This is a genomic window from Photobacterium atrarenae (assembly GCF_024380015.1).
In the GTDB taxonomy this organism is placed as follows: domain Bacteria; phylum Pseudomonadota; class Gammaproteobacteria; order Enterobacterales; family Vibrionaceae; genus Photobacterium; species Photobacterium atrarenae.
In genome coordinates, this window is the sequence record NZ_CP101508.1 from 1,149,109 (window position 1) to 1,167,319 (window position 18,211).

Below are 18,211 nucleotides of genomic sequence, written 5' to 3' on the forward strand. Positions count from 1 at the left end.
AATCATTACCGCTTTGTGACAGGGAGTTAGTATGTTCCAGTTTATGACGTCAACGCGAATTATCTTTGGTGAAGGTGCGCTGGCGAATTCATTGTCATCACTCAACCAGTTTGGCTACAGCGTGCTGCTGGTTACCGGTAAAGAGGGTGAACGGGCCGAGCCGGTGTTGAACTACCTCAAACAACAGAATATGCGCTATCAGCAGGTGGCCGTACACGGAGAACCGCTGATTGCCATGATTGAAGAGATGGCGGCCATGGGACGTAAGTTTCGGCCCGATATGGTGCTGGCGATGGGGGGCGGCAGCGTGCTTGATGCCGGGAAGGCGCTGGCGGCCCTGATCCCGAACCAGGGCAGCGTGTATGACTATGTTGAGGTGGTCGGGCGCAGTGTGCCGCTGCAGGCCAAGCCGCTGCCGTTTATTGCGGTGCCGACGACTGCCGGTACCGGCTCTGAAGTGAGCAAGAATGCGGTACTGCGTTCGGCACAGGAGCAAGTCAAGGTCAGCTTGCGCAGTCCGGAGATGCTGGCGGATCTGGCGATTATTGATCCGACGTTCACTTATGGCATGGATCCGGTGATGTCGGGCTATTGCGGGATGGATGCCTTCAGTCACCTGATGGAAGCGTATGTGTGTGGTGATCCGAATCCGCTGACCGATATGGTGTGTGAAGAAGGGCTGCGGCGGCTGTCGGGCTCCCTGCTGGCGGCCTGTGAAGATGATGATCCCCGGGCGCGATCGGATATGTCCTTTGCCGCAATGCTGGGAGGGATGGCGCTTGCCAACGGCAAGCTGGGCGCCGCGCATGGGCTGGCCTCGGCGCTGGGGGGCCGCCTGGACGCGCCCCATGGCCTGATCATCGCGCAGCTGGTCCCGTTTGTGATGCAGGAGAACGTGCTGGCAGCGCGGGAAGCTGGCCGGACAGACGTGCTCGATCGCTACCGCCAGCTGGCCTGTATCCTGACCGGGCGGATCAACGCCGAAATCATTGACGGAATACTCTGGGCACGCCGGACCCTGAAGCGCCTCAATTTGCCCACGCTCTCATCTTACGGACTGTGCGATATGATGTTTGATGAAGTGGCCGAAGATGCCCTGCGCTCGAATGCGATCAAGGGCAATCCGTTACCGTTAAATAAACCGCGCCTGCTCAGTCTACTAGATCAAGTTTGTGACGGATGTTGCTGCGATCAGACGCCATTGTGAGGGTTTCGTCAGTATTCTGCCGTGAGCCAGGATGTGAGATGCGTCTCAGCATCCTCTTATGGTACAGTGTCACTTACGTAATTTATGTCACTTACATAAATGTCACCACGATGCTTTTTCAGTAGGATAAGGACTCCCATGAACCAGACCGTTGAAACGCTATTGCAGCACCGCTCTATCCGTAAATTCACCGAACAGCCCATTTCTGAAGCGCAGCGTGCCGCGATCCTTGATTGTGCGATTGCTGCGTCATCGTCCAGTTTCATCCAGTGTGTCAGCATTATTCGGGTGACTGCGCCGGAGAAGCGTGAGCTGTTGGCGGAGTATGCTGGTGGGCAGCCGTATGTGGCTTCTGCGGCTGAGTTTTTGGTGTTCTGCGCCGATTTTCATCGTCACCAGGCGATCCATCCGGAGGCGCAGCTTGGCTTTACCGAGCAAACCCTGATTGGTGCTGTTGATGCGGCGCTGATGGCGCAAAATGCTCTGACAGCGGCGGAATCAATGGGGTTGGGTGGGGTATTTATTGGCGGGATCCGAAATAATCCGGCACAGGTATCAACATTATTGTCATTACCGAATCATGTGATGCCGCTGTTTGGTTTATGCTTAGGCTACCCGGCGCAGGATCCGGAGCGAAAACCACGGCTGCCGCAGGCGATGATTGTCCATCAAGACAGCTATCAACCGGCTTTAGATACAGCGCTGTTGGCGAAGTATGATGACGAGGTGCGGGAATACTACAAAACCCGAACCGGCGGCAATAAAGAAACGTCTTGGACTGAGCAAATTACCGCGACCTTAAGTAAGGAAGCGCGTCCCTTCATGAAAGACTTTATCAATCAGAAAGGCTTCAGCACAAAATGAGGCTGCGATAGAACTTTTTCATTTGGGGTGAGTCCGATACACTAAGAGACTGTTGAGTGTTTGCTCAATTTTGTGGCGGCGTGATCATCCGACATCGCTGTTTCCGTTGGCCGGGTGCTTTGTACCGGACCTGGGAGTAGCACAGGCCGCCTATAGCCATTTTTACCAGCGGAATGAGATATGAAACAAATTGGGAAAGCAGCCTGTTGTCTTTGTCTGGCTGCTTTACTGAGTGCCTGTTCAAGCACACCTGAAGGTGAAGAGGGAGTTTCATCTCAAATCAATGCTGAAGATCGGTTTCAGCAAGCGCTGAGCGTCCATCAGCAATGGCAACAACGTTTGGTGGCTGTTTCGGCCTTGGAAGTTTACTCACCGGAACAATACGGGGTTTTGACTTCGAGTTGGCAAAAGGCATCCACCATTTTCCAGGAGTTGAAGGAGACGCCGAGCCTGGCATTTGAAAGCTATTCACTGTTTTCCTCACAAACGTATCTGGATCGGTATTTTGAAGAAATTTCGCGGGTGTCGTTGGCTCTGGAGACGCTGCAGGATCTGAAAACGGTGGCTGATGATGTCCTGGCACCGGCAATCACGCAGTTGAATTACCTGAACTCGATTGATGCTCGCCATTATTACCGCAGTGAGTATGTCCGGCTGACCCGCTTGTATGCCAAGTTGTTCCGTCTGGTGGAAGAAAACGAACTCAGTGAAGCCGGAGAAGAGCAGGAAGAGTTTCTGGAGCGGGGGCATAGCCTGGAAGTTCGCACCATTAAGAAAATTTACGTGGCACCGCAGGAAGAGGCGCTGGCCGTTCTGCGACGCGATGATGTCCAAGAAGATGCGCCCATCAGTTATGCCAGGGTCGAGTCGGAAATCCTCAATGCCAAAGGTTTGATTGAACGTTCGCCAAGAGCTTTCGAGCAAATTGAGCAAGCGGTGGCGGAAATCCGCTTCGAGCTGGCCCATGCGGCTCATATCGCGCAGGAAGTGCAGGCGCTGCGCGGGCGGAGTGACGATGAATATGAAAATCACTTCCTGGAAATTGAAACCAAGCTGCTGCAAATTTCGTTGGCACTGAATGACAGTGACTTGCGGGATCGGCCGCTGAAGATGCAGGCGGCCCAGATCAAGGAGGTGGTTTCTGAGACCCGGCAGCAGTATGCGGCCGCCAGTCAGGTTGCGACCCCGGATCCGGAGCAGATGCGACAGCTTGTTGCGCTGCGTCAACAGGTGAGTGCCCAGCAGGCACAGATCCAGGCCTTGCAGGCTCAACTGGCTCGGGCTGTTGCGGCTGGCAGTTCACCTGTTGAAACCAATTTCCCGAGCGGTCTTACAGCCCAGCCGTCCATATCACAAGACGCTGGCAAAACAGCCCGGCAGCCTCAGGATCAACCGCCCGCATTGCCTTAGGCAATAGCCTCGGTGCAGCCTGAGACCCACTTGGGTTGAATCATTCGATTATTCTAAAACTCGTCTTTTCTCTGAAAAAGCAGCGCGAAGCTGCTTTTTTCTATTGTGTGCTGTGATTTCTCCGATCGCTTTGCCTGAAAATCCAGGCAGTGCCTGGTTTTCTCTTCTATACGCTCTCAATGATGTGTCATAGGTCGTTACATTTATTTTAACGATTAAACATAATAAAACTTTACGATGAAGATATAAATTCGATGGTTTTTTGTTTCTGGATAAAAAGTCGGCGTTTTCAGGATTGATTTGCCGTTTTGCTTCCTTTAGAATGCGCCGCGCACCCAAGGTGCAATCATTTTTTAATTTTTATTACATTTTTTGAGAACCTTCCTGTAGGGGCACTTCATGTCTACAAAATTAGCGAACCCGGCGCCGCTTGGCCTGATGGGTTTTGGGATGACGACCATTCTTCTGAATATCCACAATGCGGGCTTTTTCCCGATTGACTCGATGATCCTGGCCATGGGGATTTTCTATGGTGGCTTGAGCCAAGTGTTGGTCGGCATGATGTGCTTCAAGCGCGGTGACACCTTCGGTACCACGGCCTTCACCTCTTACGGCCTGTTCTGGCTGACCCTGGTCGGTCTGATCGTGATGCCATACATGGGGCTGCCAGCCAGTCCGGCTGGTTTCATGGGCTGGTACCTGACGCTGTGGGGGATTTTCACCGGCTTCATGTTTATCGGTTCTCTGTGTTACCCACGCGCTAAGCAATTTGTCTTCGGCTCTCTGACGGTACTGTTCTTCCTGCTGGCTGCGCGTGATTTTACCGGTAGCGAGCTGATTGGTACCATTGCTGGGTTTGAAGGCATTATCTGTGGTGCCAGCGCGATTTACTTTGCGATGGCCCAGGTGCTGAACAACGAATTCGGCCGCACCATCCTACCGGTTGGCGAGCTGAATAAAGAAGAAAAAGTGGCACTGAAAGCTGCGGCTTAATGTCATCCGCAGAAAGCTTGTGATGAAAAAACCTCGCTGTGGCGAGGTTTTTTTATGCCGGACATAAAAAAAGCTACCCGAAGGTAGCTTTATCAATCATGAGGCGTTGCCGAAATTAGCAAATCACCTTAATCGCCAGACCGCCCTGAGAGGTTTCACGGTACTTGGCATTCATGTCTTTACCGGTTTCCAGCATGGTCTCGATGACCTTGTCTAGCGAAACGCGCGGATCGGATGAACGGCGTAGCGCCATGCGGGAAGCATTGATTGATTTCACTGCGGCAATCCCGTTACGCTCGATACATGGCACCTGAACCTGGCCGGCCACCGGGTCACAGGTCAGTCCCAGGTTATGCTCCATGGCAATCTCTGCCGCCATACAAACTTGCTCCGGGCTACCGCCCATCAGCTCAGCCAGACCGGCCGCTGCCATCGAGCAGGCGACACCGACTTCACCCTGGCAGCCGACTTCGGCACCAGAGATAGATGCGTTACGCTTGTACAGGCCACCGATGGCACCGGACGCTGCGAAGTAGCGGGTATATTCCTTCTCGCCAACCGGTTGGATAAACTTGTCGTAGTAGGCCAGAACGGCCGGGATAATCCCGCAGGCACCGTTGGTTGGCGCAGTCACGACGCGGCCGCCGGCAGCATTTTCTTCGTTCACGGCAAAGGCGTACATGTTGACCCAGTCAACCACGGTCATCGGGTCGTTGCTCAGCTTTTCAGTGGTCATCAGTTGCTGACGCAGCGCCGCGGCACGGCGTGGGACACGTAGCGGGCCAGGGAGGATCCCTTCTTCGCTCATCCCGCGCTCCATACACTCGGTCATGGTTTTCCAGATCCCGGCAAAGTAGTCGCGAATTTCCTGCTCAGTATTCAGGGCACGCTGGTTTGCCATGGTCAGGCCGCTGATGGACAGGCCGCTTTCTTTACACTTGGCAACCAGCTCTTCTGCTGTCGTGAAGGCGTAAGGTACCTGAACGGTTGATTCAGCTTCTTTACCGAAGTTTTCTTCATCGACGATAAAGCCACCGCCGATCGAGTAATAAGTTTTGGTATAGACTTCTTCGTCACCACACCAGGCGTGGATGGTCATGCCATTTTCATGGAGCGGAAGGTTAGTGGTGTGGAAGTTCATCCCGCTGTCGCGAGGGAAGTCGACCGTATGGTTGTTGTTGTCCAGTGACAGGCGCTCAGTTTCTTCAACACCGGCAATGAAGCCCGGGATGCTGTCGATATCAACCGTTTCAGGACTATTGCCTGCCAGGCCCATGATAATGGCGATATCTGTGTGGTGGCCTTTACCGGTCAGAGAAAGAGAACCATATACATCTACAGTAATCTTGGTGAGATCACGTAATTTGCCCATGTCACGCAGGTCGTCGACAAACTCTTTACCTGCTTTCATTGGGCCAACCGTGTGCGAACTGGAAGGGCCCACACCAATTTTGAAGATATCAAAAACACTGATCATGCGAATTACCTCAGTCGGGGGAAGCGATCTGCCTCCGGCCAAGACTGTCATAGTTTTTATAATTCCCGCCCCTTCCTTGGCGAGATCACAAGAAAAACAAAAGAGCAGTCGGCAAAAGCTTCCTGCTCTTCAGTATCCTCTATTCTACGCAAATTGTCTTAGATGACTATGCGTTGTAGCACATTTATTTGTATGAATAATGTGCCGCAGCCATCGTTTCTACAATTGTCGCGATACGTCGTTACAGTGCACCGTAGATTACAGAAGTAATGGCAGCAATACCACACAGTGCTGTGAAAAGACGAACAGGCGCTGTCGTTTTGTACTTCGCCATGGCAGGCACTTTGTACATGGCAAATACAGGCATCAGGAACAGAATCGCCGCAATCATTGGCGCACCCATGGTTTCAATCATGCCCAGGATGCTTGGGTTAACCACAGCAACAATCCAGGTGGTGATCACGATGAACGCCAGGGAAATTTTCTCAATTTTGCTGACTGGCATGCCTGAACGAGATTTCACCAGGCCAACCAAGCCTTCGTGAGCACCCAGGAAGTGACCGAAGTAGCTTGAGGTGATGGCGGCAAAGGCAACCAGCGGACCCATCAGCGAGATCATTGGTGACTCATGGATGTTGGCCAGGTAAGACAGCACAGAGATGTTCTGAGCTTTGGCATCCGCCAGCTGAGCCGGAGACAGCGACAGCACGACGGAGAAGACGAAGAACATCACGAAGCCCATCAGCATCATGGCGGCACCGCCGGTGATCATGTCGGTCTTCTTCGCAGCGTTGTCACCATATACTCGGCGCTGCTCTTTTGAAAACTGGCTGATGATTGGGCTGTGGTTGAACGAGAACACAATGATAGGAATGGCCAGCCAGATCACTGAAGGCATGCCGCTCCAGTCCGGGGTAACACTCATCATCGAGGTGTTCCATTCAGGAACCAGGTAGATAGACAGCGCAATCAGGATAAAGACCAGTGGGTAAACCATCATGGACGTTGCTTTAAGCATCAGCTCTTTGCCGAATACGACACCGGCGGTCATGGCCAGGATCAAGCCGCCAGACAGCAGCCAACGTGGCACAGATTCCATTCCCATCTGGTTGACCATGAAAGAGTCTACTGTGTTGGTAATGCCTACACCGTAGATCAGCACGATTGGGTAGATGGCGAAAAAGTAAGCGAAAGTAATAATGTTCGCGCCAGTTTTACCGAAGTGCTCTTCAACAGTATCTGTAATGTCAGCTTCTGGGTTTTTTGCAGAAAGAACGAAGCGTGCCAGGCCTTTGTGCGCAAACCAGGTCATTGGCAGGGCAATCAGCGCCAGGATCACCAGGGGCCAGAAACCACCAGCACCGGCTTTAATCGGCAGGAACAGGACACCGGCACCGACCGCTGTACCAAACAGCGACAGGGCCCAGGTAAAATCTTTATATGTCCAACTAGCTTTGGCAGTAGAGGATACTGCTGAGTTTGACGTGGTATTCATGGTTATATACCTAAATTATGGTTACGGAACGGAACATAGGAACGGCGCGCATTGTGAGGATTTACCGGGGGAAAACTTTGATCAAGATCTCGTTATGTAACGGATGCAAATTGCAATACAATTAAAGGTGATCTAGATCACTATCTGTTGGCGGGTGTGATTAGTAAAACTATGGTGTCGGATAATTTTGTCTAATACCAGAGCTGCGATGAAAGGAGTTTGATCATCTGTGCAGTTGCCCCCCAGATTGAATATTTCTGGTAAGGTATTGCATAAATATTGTGGATCGAGCCGTTGATTTGAACCTGCTCTGTATGCATATTCATCGGGTTTAATAGGTGGCGAATTGGCACTTCAAACAGCGCATCGACTTCGTTGGGATCCAGGCTTGGCCGGTAGTTTGGCGAGATCACCGAGAGGTAAGGAGTCACCAGATAGCCACTGATGGTCGGCAGGACCGGCAATTGACCCAGGATGTGCTCTCTGCTGCATAAAATGCCAGTCTCTTCTGCCGTCTCTCGCAGAGCGGTTTCAATTAAATCAACATCTTGGGGTTCATATCGGCCACCAGGGAACGAGACTTGGCCGGGATGGTGCTTCAAATGGTTGGCACGGCGGGTCAGCACGACGTGAAAGCTGTTGCCGCGGGGAACCAGCGGGATCAGCACGGCTGCCTGCTTTAGTGCCTGGCGGCGGGCAAGATGCTGTCGGATCCGTGCACTATGGCTCGAATCATAGTTTGCCTGAGGGGCAAGCAGAAAGCGGGTTAACAGGTGTTGCTGCTCGTTCATGCCTCGTCCGTGAGCGGGAGTTGAACCTGCGACAGCGAATTGGCTGCCGCAGCAAAGTGATCGGGCGATCACCGCAGTACTTGCGTACCGGTCGGCTCTCCTGAGCTCTTTCCTTGACCTAATGCTGATTATCTCAACGGTTCTTCCAAGATTGGCAGAATTTTACTCAGTTTGTCCAGTGTTTCTTGATACTCGCTGTCGGCCTGGCTATCCGCCACCAGCCCGCCGCCGGCCCAGGCATACAGGGTATCGTGTTGAGAAATCAGGGTTCTGATGGTGATACTGGTATCCATTTGGCCGCAGCGGCTGAGATAGCCGATGCTGCCGCAGTACACGCTGCGTCGATGTGGTTCCAGCTCCTCGATAATCTCCATCGCACGGATTTTCGGTGCACCGGTGATTGAGCCGCCGGGGAAGCTGGCACGGAGCAAGTCCAGCGGTGAATATTTGTTATCCAGCTCGCCGGTAACCGTGCTGACCAGATGGTGAACGGCCGGAAAACTTTCAATTTCAAACAGCTTCGGAACTTTGACTGAGCCGGGGCTGGCCACGCGGCCGATGTCATTGCGCAGCAGATCAACAATCATCAGGTTTTCTGAACGATCTTTTTCGGCAGTTTGCAGCGCATGGGCGTTCGCCTGATCCTGCTCTGGCGTCTCTCCCCGCGGCCGGGTGCCTTTGATCGGCTTGGTTTCAACTCGGCCCTGGCGATGCTGAAGGAAACGTTCCGGAGAAACCGACAGGATAGCGTGCTCATCGGTACGGATAAAACCGGAAAACGGCGCGCCATTGGTCTGGTCCAGGCGCAGGTAGGCCTGCCATTCATCGCCCTGGTAGTTGGCGGAGAAACGCTGCGCCAGGTTGATCTGATAGCAATCGCCCGAGCGAAGGTATGCCTGCACTTGGGCAAATTTGTTGTCATAGTCGGCCTTGTTCATATTGGCCGCCCACGATGTTGTTAATGAAAAGTCGTCGGATTGTTGCGCTTCATTCTCGAATGCTGCGGCCTGGGCTTTCAGCCAGGCTTTGCGCTCGCTGCCTGTCGGTGAGATCAAATACAGCTGGCGGGTGTGATGATCAGCAATCAGTGCCCAGTCGTAGATCCCCACCGCCATATCCGGAGCGGTAATATCCCGGGTTGCCAGCGAGGGCATCTGCTCGACCCGGCGGCCGAGATCGTAGGCAAAATATCCCAGGGCGCCGCCGAGAAAAGGAACGTCTGTCATCGGTTTACATGCTGGCAGTAACTCTGCCTGGAGTTGCTCGATGAGCGCGAACGGATCGGTGGTGCTGGTTTTCTCGTCACCGTTGGCATAACGGATGCGCGTGATGTCGCCGCGGGTCTCCAAAATGGCTAAAGGATCGGCAACCAGAATGTCATAGCGATTATCCGGGTGATCCTGGGCTGCAGAGCGTAATATCATGGCCCATGGCTGGCCGGAGAGCGGCGCAAACCAGACAAGCGATGCCTGCTCGGTGTACTCAAAGGCTTCAATGCTGAGTTCAGGATGTGATTTACAAATCATTTTCTTTTTTGTGACAGGTGTTCGGTTGGCGCATGGCGCGAGATTGTTGGCAAGAGTATCATAAACACAGATTTTAATACGACGCCCAAACGTTTTCCTTTGTCAGTTTATTTGCCCACCGGTAACCGCTGACAAAGGCGAATCGCCCATAACCTGGCCGTGGTTGCTGAGACTGCATGCATTCCCTACACGCAGCGATCCGAAGCGCAACGACGTCCCATACTGGAAGCATTGACCGGGCGCCGCACGATGATAACAATCAACGAGGGCAATTATGACCGTCATCCGTAAGCAAGATGTGATTGAGAGCGTGGCTGATGCGCTGCAGTACATCTCTTATTACCACCCGCTGGATTTTGTTCAGGCGTTGGAAAAAGCCTACAACAAGGAGCAAAGCCAGGCCGCGAAAGATGCCATTGCGCAGATCCTGATCAACTCCCGGATGTCTGCCGAAGGTCATCGCCCGATCTGCCAGGATACCGGGATCGTGACCTGCTTTGTCAAAATCGGCATGAATGTTCAGTGGGACAGCGATTTGACTGTTCAGGAAATGGTGGACGAAGGGGTACGCCAGGCGTACACCAACCCGGATAACCCGCTGCGGGCCTCGGTTGTTGCCGATCCGGCCGGCAGTCGCAAAAACACCCGTGATAATGCTCCGGCGGTCGTGCACATTGACATGGTGCCGGGCGATAAGGTCGAGATCCAAATTGCGGCCAAGGGTGGCGGTTCGGAAAACAAAACCAAGATGGTGATGCTGAATCCGTCGGATGATATTGCCGAGTGGGTTGAAAAGACGGTTCCGCTGATGGGTGCGGGCTGGTGCCCACCGGGCATGCTGGGAATTGGCATTGGTGGTACCGCTGAAAAAGCGGCAGTGCTGGCGAAAGAGTCCCTGATGGAGTCGGTTGATATTCACGAGCTGATCGAGCGCGGCCCACAGAACGCGGAAGAAGAGCTGCGTCTGGAAATTTTCAACCGCGTTAATAAGCTGGGGATTGGGGCCCAGGGTCTGGGCGGCCTGACCACGGTTGTTGATGTCAAAGTCAAAACCGCACCAACCCATGCGGCGTCAAAGCCTGTATGCATGATCCCGAACTGTGCTGCGACCCGTCACGTCCACTTTACCCTCGACGGCACCGGTCCGGCTGAGCTAACGCCGCCGAAACTGGAAGACTGGCCGGAAGTCACCTGGGAAGTGGGCGAGAGCGTTCGCCGCGTCAATCTCGATGAGGTGACCAAAGCCGATGTTCAGGAATGGAAATCAGGCGAAACCCTGCTGTTGTCCGGCAAGATCCTGACGGGCCGCGATGCGGCGCACAAGCGGATTGCCGATATGCTGGCCAAGGGGGAAGACTTCCCGGTCGACTTCAACAACCGCTTCATTTACTACGTCGGTCCGGTGGATGCCGTGGGTGATGAAGTGGTGGGCCCGGCTGGCCCGACAACTTCAACCCGGATGGACAAGTTTACTGACATGATGCTGAGCCAAGCCGGCCTGACCGGGATGATTGGTAAAGCAGAGCGTGGCCCGGCAGCGATTGAGTCCATCAAGGAGCACAAAGCGGTGTATCTGATGGCAGTCGGCGGCGCGGCTTACCTGGTGGCCAAGGCGATCAAAAAAGCACGCGTGGTTGCTTTTGAGGATCTGGGTATGGAAGCGATCTATGAGTTTGAGGTCGAAGATATGCCGGTGACGGTTGCGGTGGATGCTGAGGGTACCAACGCCCACCAGACCGGTCCGGATACCTGGAAAGTTAAAATTGCTGAAATGGATGCCTGATTATCAGGCGAACCATGACAAAAGGAGCGCTGCGGCGCTCCTTTTTTTATGTGGCGGGCATAGATTCTCGCTGTTGAAGACCTGTCTCGTCCTTGGGGATTGCGCGCTTTTCCCTTCGCTTTTCGTCAGTTGCGCCGGAGCTTGGCCGGTTATCGACTAAACTATTAATCTCGATGGCCTCGTCTGTTCTCTGGTATGTCCTGATTGAGGAGCATTATGAAATGGTGTGTCGCTGCGGTGAGCAGCATCTGGCTGCTTGGCTGCCAAGAGCCGGTCACAATTCCGGAACCCGAGTCCAGGCCGGTGAAGTTACAGGCGGTGTCGGTGGGCGACAATGACACGTATCGAACCTTTCCGGCGCGGATTGAAGCCGGCGACAAAGCGGTATTGACGTTTCGGGTGTCCGGCCAGTTGGAGCAGGTCACGGTCAGGCCGGGTGCCGTGGTTCGGCGAGGGCAGGCATTGGCCAAGCTGAAAACTGACGAGCTGGAGCAACTGCTTGAACAGGCCGAGGCCAATCATGCGCTGGCGTCCGTCCAGTTTAAGCGGGATCAGCAGCTGCGACGAACGCGGGTGATCTCAGAGCTGGAATACGATGAGTCCAAGGCTGCGCTCAGCCAGGCCACTGCCGCTCTGGGGCAGGCGCGGGCAAATTTAGGTTATGCCACCTTGCTGGCCCCGTATGACGGCAACCTATCGCTGTCTATGGTCGAGAACTATGAATATGTGGCCGCCAAAGAACCGGTGATGCATATCCAGAGTGCCGGTCTGATGAATGTCACCTTCCAGTTACCGGATCACCTGCTGGCGCGTTATCAAGGGGACTATGATACCGAGCCCAGAGTTACCTTTGATACCCTGCCGGACCAGATTTTCCCAGCCCAGTTCAAGGAAATAGATACCGAGGCAGATCCGAAAACATCCAGTTATAAAGTCACCCTGTCGATGGAAAAGCCGGCGGGACGTAACCTGCTGCCGGGGATGGCGGGCCAAGTGAGGATATCATTGCCCAGCGGCAATAGCGGCGCGTTGCCATCAAGAGCCATCATGCACGAAGGGAAAGTGAATTATGTCTGGCGGGTTGACGCACAGGGGGTCGTCAGCAAAGTTGCCGTTCAACTGGACGCCCAGCGACGGGTGATTGGTGGCCTGAATGACGGCGACTTGATTGTGACTTCCGGGGTTGAACAGTTGCAGGAAGGTCAAAAAGTCCGGGCCTGGGTCAAAGAGCGAGGGCTGTAGGATGACATTTTGGCAGCGACAAGGTGATCGATGTGGGCGTAAGCCGTGGCTTGGGTACCGGTGGCTATGGCTGTTGGGCATGGGGGGGCTGAGCGGCTGCGAGCAGCCAACCATTGAGCCGAGAGTTATCGTGGCGCCGGTGAAGGTACAAGTCGTACAGCTGGCTCAGAGTTCGCCCCAGGTCAGTTTTCCGGCAGTAGCCGCTGCGGCGGATAAATCCCGTTTGTCGTTTCGGATCCCCGGCGAAGTGATCCGCATCCATATCAACCCCGGCGAGAAAGTGAAAACGGGACAATTGCTGGCGCAGCTTGATCCCACCGATTACCGGCTGGCAGTGGATGATGCCCAGGCCAGGTATGATGTTGCTGACAGCCAGTACCGGCGTTCGGCCAAGTTGGTCAAGCGTGGTTTTTTGTCCCAATCCCAGTTTGATGAGCTCAGGGCCCAGCGTCGGATCGCCCTGGCGCAGCTCAACCTCAATAAGTTACGTCTGACTTTCACTGAACTCCGGGCGCCGTTTGATGGCGTGATCTCCCGGATCCCGGTCGAGCAGTTCGAAAATGTTCAGGCCGGACAGGGGATCATGAATATCCACCGTACGGACTGGGTCGATATTATCATCCAGGCGCCGGATATGATCTACTCGCAAAGTACAGCCCTGGAAGTGGAGCAGTCTCAGCCGGGGGCCCGGATTATTCTCAATGACGGTACGGCCTATGACGCCCGGCTCAAGGAGTTTACCACCGAGCCGGACCCGGAGCTGGGCTCTTTTCTGGTTACCCTGACCATGCCGATGCCGCCGCAACAATTTATTCTTGATGGCATGCCGGTTGAAGTCCGCGCAGATGCCCAGAAGCTGAAAATTTATCAGCACAATGAAGCGGTGATCCCGGTCGAAGCTATTTTTAATCAGGACGGCGATCCAATTGGCAGCGAGAACAAGTTTGTCTGGGTCGTGGATGCTGAGCGTCGGGTGGCGAAACGCCGGGTGGTCATTGATAAGCTGGTTCCGCAAGGAGCCCGGCTTCGCACCGGGCTGGAGGCCGGTGAACAGATCGTGGTTGCCGGCGGCAACCGTCTCCAGGAAGGACAGCAGATCAGTATTGTCGGCAGCGAGGCTGAATAAGATGAAACAAGATATTGCCGCCTATTTTATCCAAAACAAAGTGATCAGCTGGATGATGACGCTGATCTTCCTCATTGGCGGTACCTTGTCATTTTTTGGGCTTGGCCGGCTGGAAGACCCGGCGTTTACCATCAAAGATGCCATGGTGGTGACCGCGTATCCGGGGGCAACGCCGCTTCAGGTCGAAGAGGAAGTGACTTATCCAATTGAGAAGGAAATCCAGCAGCTGGCTTATGTGGATGAAATCAACTCAATCTCCAGCCGCGGGTTGTCCCAGATCACCGTGACAATGAAGAACAATTATGGCCCGGATGATTTGCCGCAAATCTGGGATGAGCTGCGCCGCAAGGTGAATGATTTGACACCCAGCCTGTCGCCGGGAGTGCAGGCGCCTCAGGTCATTGATGATTTTGGTGATGTTTTCGGGGTGCTGCTGGCCATCACCGGGGATGGGTATAGTTATCAAGAGTTGAGTGATTATGTCGATTACCTGCGCCGGGAGCTGGAGCTGGTCGACGGCGTGGCCAAGGTGTCGGTTACCGGGACCCAGCAGGAGCAGGTATTTATCGAAATCTCCATGCAGCGGCTGAGTAGTTTGGGGATCTCACCGCAGACGATTTATAACACCCTGCAAACCCAGAACCTGATCACGAGCGCCGGGGCTGTCCGGATTGGTGATGAATACATTCGGGTTCACCCGACGGGAGAATTCCAGAGTGTGGATGAGCTGGGGAACCTGATCATCACGGAAACCGGTGCCGAGGGTCTGATCTACCTGCGTGATGTCGCGGATATCCGGCGGGGGTTCAAGGAAATTCCATCAAACCTGGTCAGCTATAACGGCAAGCAGGCGTTGCATGTCGGGGTCGCGTTTACGTCCGGGGTCAACGTGGTGGAAGTCGGGCAGCGGGTGCAAATTCGTCTCGCCGAGCTCAAAGAGCAGCAACCGATCGGGATCAATATCGGTGCCGTTTATAGTCAGCCGACCGAAGTCGATAAGTCGGTGAGCGGCTTTGTGATTAGCCTCGGCCAGGCGGTGGCGATCGTCATCATTGTGCTGCTGTTTTTTATGGGACTGCGTTCGGGACTGTTGATTGGTTTGATTTTGCTGCTGACGGTGCTGGGCACGTTTGTGTTTATGAAATGGATGGCGATCGACTTGCAGCGGATCTCTCTCGGGGCGTTGGTGATTGCGCTCGGGATGCTGGTGGATAACGCCATCGTGGTGGTCGAAGGGGTGCTGATCGGGATGCAGAAAGGGAGGACCCGGGCGCAGGCCGCCTCGGATATCGTCACTCAGACTAAGTGGCCGCTGCTGGGCGCGACGGTGATTGCGGTGATGGCCTTTGCGCCGATCGGGCTGTCGCAGGACTCCACCGGTGAGTACTGCCGGACCCTGTTCAGCGTGTTACTGGTTTCGCTGATGCTGAGCTGGTTTACCGCGATCTCCCTGACTCCGTTTTTCTCGGATCTGTTTTTCCGTCAGCAGAAAAACGACAGCAGCAATGAGGAGGTGGATCCATACAAAGGCAAGTTGTTTGTGATGTATCGGGCATTTCTCGAGCTGTGCATGCGCCGGGCCTGGCTGACGGTGATTGTGCTGGTGGCGATGCTGGGTGTAAGTCTTTATGGCTTTGGCTTGCTCAAGCAGTCTTTCTTCCCGGCATCGACCACGCCGATGTTTATGGTGGATATCTGGTTGCCGGAAGGGACCGACATCCGGGCGACCGATGACAAGCTGGCCGAACTGGAAGCCGAACTGCGCCAGAATGAGGCGGTAACCTATGTTAGTGCCAGTGCCGGGAAGGGCTCGCAACGGTTTATGCTGACCTATTCGCCGGAAAAAAGCTATGCCGCCTATGGTGAGCTGATCATCCGGGTAAAAAGTTTTGAAGATGTGATCCCGGTGATGCGCCAGTTCAGCCAGCAGCTGGATACCCGCTATCCGGAGCTGGAATACAAGCTCAAGCAGATCATGCTGGGACCGTCATCCGGCGCCAAAATCGAGGCCCGGCTGGTCGGGCCGGATCCGACCGTGCTGCGCGGGCTGGCCAAGCAGGTTGATGCAATCATGCAGGCTGATCCGGGCGCGTTCTACATCCGCCATGACTGGCGGGAGCGGACCAAAGTCCTGGAGCCGGAATTTAATGAAAGTCAGGCCCGGCGCTACGGGATCACCAAGCAGGATGTCGATGATTTATTGCAAATGGCATTTTCCGGCCTGGCGGTCGGGGTCTACCGAGAAGGGACTAATCTGATGCCGATTGTCACCCGGCTGCCGGATGACGAACGGGTCGATGTGACGTCTATCGAAGGGATGAAAATCTGGAGTCCGGCGGTAGGCGGTTATGTACCATTACAACAGGTGATCGCCGGTGTCAATGTCCGCTGGGAAGATCCGTTGATCGCCCGCAAGAACCGCAAACGGATGCTGACCATCATGGCTGATCCGGATCCACTGGGCGAGGAAACGGCGGCGACGGTGCAGACGCGGATCCAACCGGCAATCGAAGCGCTGGACTTTCCACCGGGCTATGCGCTGGAATGGGGCGGGGAGTATGAGTCCTCGGCTGATGCTCAGGCCTCCTTGTTCCAGACCATGCCGATGGGCTATTTGTTTATGTTCCTGATCACCATCTTCCTGTTCAACAAAGTCAAAGAAGCCCTGATTGTCTGGGCTACGGTGCCGCTGGCGGTGATTGGGGTCACCACTGGCCTGTTGTTGCTTAACACCCCGTTTGGCTTTATGGCATTGCTCGGCTTTCTCAGCTTATCAGGGATGCTGGTGAAAAACGGGATTGTACTGCTGGACCAAATTGAGATTGAGATCAGCAGTGGTAAGGAGAAATACGCGGCCATCGTCGATGCTGCGGTGAGCCGGGTCCGGCCGGTCTGTATGGCTGCTATTACCACGATTCTCGGGATGATACCACTGCTGCCGGATGTGTTCTTCAAGCCGATGGCGGTGACCATTATGTTCGGGCTGGGGTTCGCGACCGTGCTGACGCTGATCGTGGTGCCGGTGCTCTACCGCTTGTTTCATCGGGTAGCATTACCGCAAAGTAGTTGAAGAGGGTGGGACGATGAGGCGACGCGTTAAAAAGCCGGGGCCGAACTGAGTTCGGCCCCGGCTTTTGATTGGTTGTGTCTCACTTGTGTTGTCCGAGCCGTATGGCCCCGGGCACAGGAGATCAGTCCGTCACTTTCCACTGGATGTTTTCACCGGCGCGGATTGGCACCACGACATCATCGCCGAAGCGCATGGTTTCCGGCACTGCCCAGCTCTCTTTTTGCAGGGTAATGGTGTCGGTATTGCGCGGCAGACCGTAGAAATCCGGGCCGTTGAAGCTGGCGAAGGCTTCCAGGTGCTCGAGTGCCCCGGCTTGCTCAAAGACTTCAGCGTACAGCTCAATCGCCGCGTGGGCGGTGTAGGAGCCGGCGCAGCCGCAGGCCGATTCTTTACGACCGCGGGCGTGCGGCGCGGAATCGGTCCCGAGGAAAAATTTCGGGCTGCCACTGGTTGCCGCTTCGACCAGTGCCTGCTGGTGGATATTGCGCTTGAGGATCGGCAGGCAGTAGAAGTGCGGGCGGATCCCACCGGCCAGCATGTGGTTGCGGTTGAACATCAGGTGATGGGCGGTAATGGTTGCCGCGACGTTCGGGCCGGCCTGCCGGACGAATTCAACCGCTTCTTTGGTGGTGATGTGCTCGACCACAATCTTCAGGTTCGGCATCTTGTCGACAATCGGTGCCAGTACGGTGTCGAGGAAAGTCTTTTCGCGATCAAAGATGTCGACCTCATGGGTCGTCACTTCGCCGTGGATCAGCAAGGGCATGCCGATTTCGGCCATGGTTTCCAGAGTCGGGATCAGTTTGTCGATGTCAGTGACGCCGGAGTCGGAGTTGGTGGTTGCGCCGGCCGGGTAGAGTTTGGCGGCGTAGATATGGCCGGTGGCTTTGGCTTTGCGAACTTCTTCGGGGGAGGTGTTGTCAGTGAGGTAAAGGGTCATCAGCGGGGAGAAATTGCCTTGGGGCTTTTCGGCAAGAATGCGATCACGGTAGGCCAGAGCTGCATCGGTATCGGTGACCGGCGGGATCAGGTTCGGCATAATAATGGCTCGCCCCATATACCGGCTGATGTCACGGACGGTATCTTGCAACACCTCGCCATCTCGTAAATGCGTGTGCCAGTCGTCTGGGCGGGTAATGGTCATGGTCGTCATCATTGCTTCCCTCGCAAAAAATTTGCCCGATTCTAATGGCAACACCGGGGTATGTAAAGGCGATTCTTATCGTG

14 protein-coding genes are annotated in these 18,211 nt (G+C 54.7%); 8 read left to right on the plus strand and 6 right to left on the minus strand.

Translation table 11 applies throughout. From position 1 onward, the window contains the following. Positions 1 to 31: 31 nt before the first annotated feature. The 3 genes from NNL38_RS05495 (at position 32) to NNL38_RS05505 (ending at position 3,481) form a co-directional block, all read left to right on the plus strand. A complete protein-coding gene (locus NNL38_RS05495; protein ID WP_255390019.1) occupies positions 32 to 1,207 on the plus strand; it encodes an iron-containing alcohol dehydrogenase in 1,176 nt (391 codons plus the stop codon). A gap of 138 nt (positions 1,208 to 1,345) precedes the next feature. After that, entirely contained in the window at positions 1,346 to 2,071 is a 726-nt protein-coding gene (nfsA, locus tag NNL38_RS05500) for an oxygen-insensitive NADPH nitroreductase (protein WP_255390021.1), read from the plus strand. A gap of 180 nt (positions 2,072 to 2,251) precedes the next feature. Next, positions 2,252 to 3,481, plus strand: a complete 1,230-nt coding sequence (locus tag NNL38_RS05505; RefSeq protein WP_255390022.1) for a hypothetical protein — start codon at positions 2,252 to 2,254, stop codon at positions 3,479 to 3,481. A 48-nt stretch (positions 3,482 to 3,529) separates the two neighbouring features. Here the strand turns inward: NNL38_RS05505 and NNL38_RS05510 are convergent, their stop codons facing one another. After that, on the minus strand, positions 3,530 to 3,820 hold the full coding sequence (locus tag NNL38_RS05510; protein ID WP_255390023.1) for a hypothetical protein: 291 nt from the start codon (positions 3,818 to 3,820) through the stop codon (positions 3,530 to 3,532). A gap of 60 nt (positions 3,821 to 3,880) precedes the next feature. On the opposite strand from NNL38_RS05510, the gene NNL38_RS05515 reads away from it, so the two are divergent. Further along, positions 3,881 to 4,474 carry an acetate uptake transporter gene (locus NNL38_RS05515; RefSeq protein ID WP_255390024.1) on the plus strand — a complete coding sequence of 198 codons (594 nt, stop codon included), beginning with the start codon at positions 3,881 to 3,883 and terminating at the stop codon, positions 4,472 to 4,474. Positions 4,475 to 4,589: 115 nt separating this feature from the next. Here NNL38_RS05515 and NNL38_RS05520 read toward each other — a convergent pair whose 3' ends face one another. The 4 genes from NNL38_RS05520 to pabB form a co-directional block, all read right to left on the minus strand. Then, entirely contained in the window at positions 4,590 to 5,951 is a 1,362-nt protein-coding gene (locus NNL38_RS05520; protein ID WP_255390025.1) for an L-serine ammonia-lyase, read from the minus strand. Between the two features lie 241 nt (positions 5,952 to 6,192). Next, the gene (locus tag NNL38_RS05525) at positions 6,193 to 7,446 is read right to left on the minus strand and encodes an aromatic amino acid transport family protein (protein ID WP_255390026.1); all 1,254 of its coding nucleotides are present in this window, start codon (positions 7,444 to 7,446) and stop codon (positions 6,193 to 6,195) included. 191 nt (positions 7,447 to 7,637) lie between these two features. Continuing rightward, positions 7,638 to 8,237: a CoA pyrophosphatase gene (locus tag NNL38_RS05530; protein WP_255390027.1), complete on the minus strand. Its 600-nt coding sequence runs from the start codon at positions 8,235 to 8,237 to the stop codon at positions 7,638 to 7,640. A gap of 128 nt (positions 8,238 to 8,365) precedes the next feature. Continuing rightward, positions 8,366 to 9,763, minus strand: coding sequence for an aminodeoxychorismate synthase component I (pabB, locus tag NNL38_RS05535; protein WP_255390028.1), 1,398 nt, complete (start codon positions 9,761 to 9,763; stop codon positions 8,366 to 8,368). A gap of 274 nt (positions 9,764 to 10,037) precedes the next feature. On the opposite strand from pabB, the gene NNL38_RS05540 reads away from it, so the two are divergent. From NNL38_RS05540 to NNL38_RS05555, 4 genes are all read left to right on the plus strand, one after another. Then, on the plus strand, positions 10,038 to 11,546 hold the full coding sequence (locus NNL38_RS05540; RefSeq protein WP_255390029.1) for a fumarate hydratase: 1,509 nt from the start codon (positions 10,038 to 10,040) through the stop codon (positions 11,544 to 11,546). A gap of 216 nt (positions 11,547 to 11,762) precedes the next feature. Then, complete coding sequence (locus NNL38_RS05545) at positions 11,763 to 12,788, plus strand: efflux RND transporter periplasmic adaptor subunit (RefSeq protein ID WP_255390030.1); 1,026 nt, start codon at positions 11,763 to 11,765, stop codon at positions 12,786 to 12,788. Between the two features lie 79 nt (positions 12,789 to 12,867). Further along, complete coding sequence (locus NNL38_RS05550; RefSeq protein WP_255390567.1) at positions 12,868 to 13,914, plus strand: efflux RND transporter periplasmic adaptor subunit; 1,047 nt, start codon at positions 12,868 to 12,870, stop codon at positions 13,912 to 13,914. 1 nt (position 13,915) lies between these two features. Beyond that, positions 13,916 to 16,984 carry an efflux RND transporter permease subunit gene (locus NNL38_RS05555; RefSeq protein ID WP_255390031.1) on the plus strand — a complete coding sequence of 1,023 codons (3,069 nt, stop codon included), beginning with the start codon at positions 13,916 to 13,918 and terminating at the stop codon, positions 16,982 to 16,984. 121 nt (positions 16,985 to 17,105) lie between these two features. On the opposite strand, the gene pyrC is transcribed toward NNL38_RS05555, so the two are convergent. Continuing rightward, positions 17,106 to 18,137: a dihydroorotase gene (gene pyrC / locus NNL38_RS05560; RefSeq protein WP_255390568.1), complete on the minus strand. Its 1,032-nt coding sequence runs from the start codon at positions 18,135 to 18,137 to the stop codon at positions 17,106 to 17,108. Positions 18,138 to 18,211 lie beyond the last annotated feature (74 nt).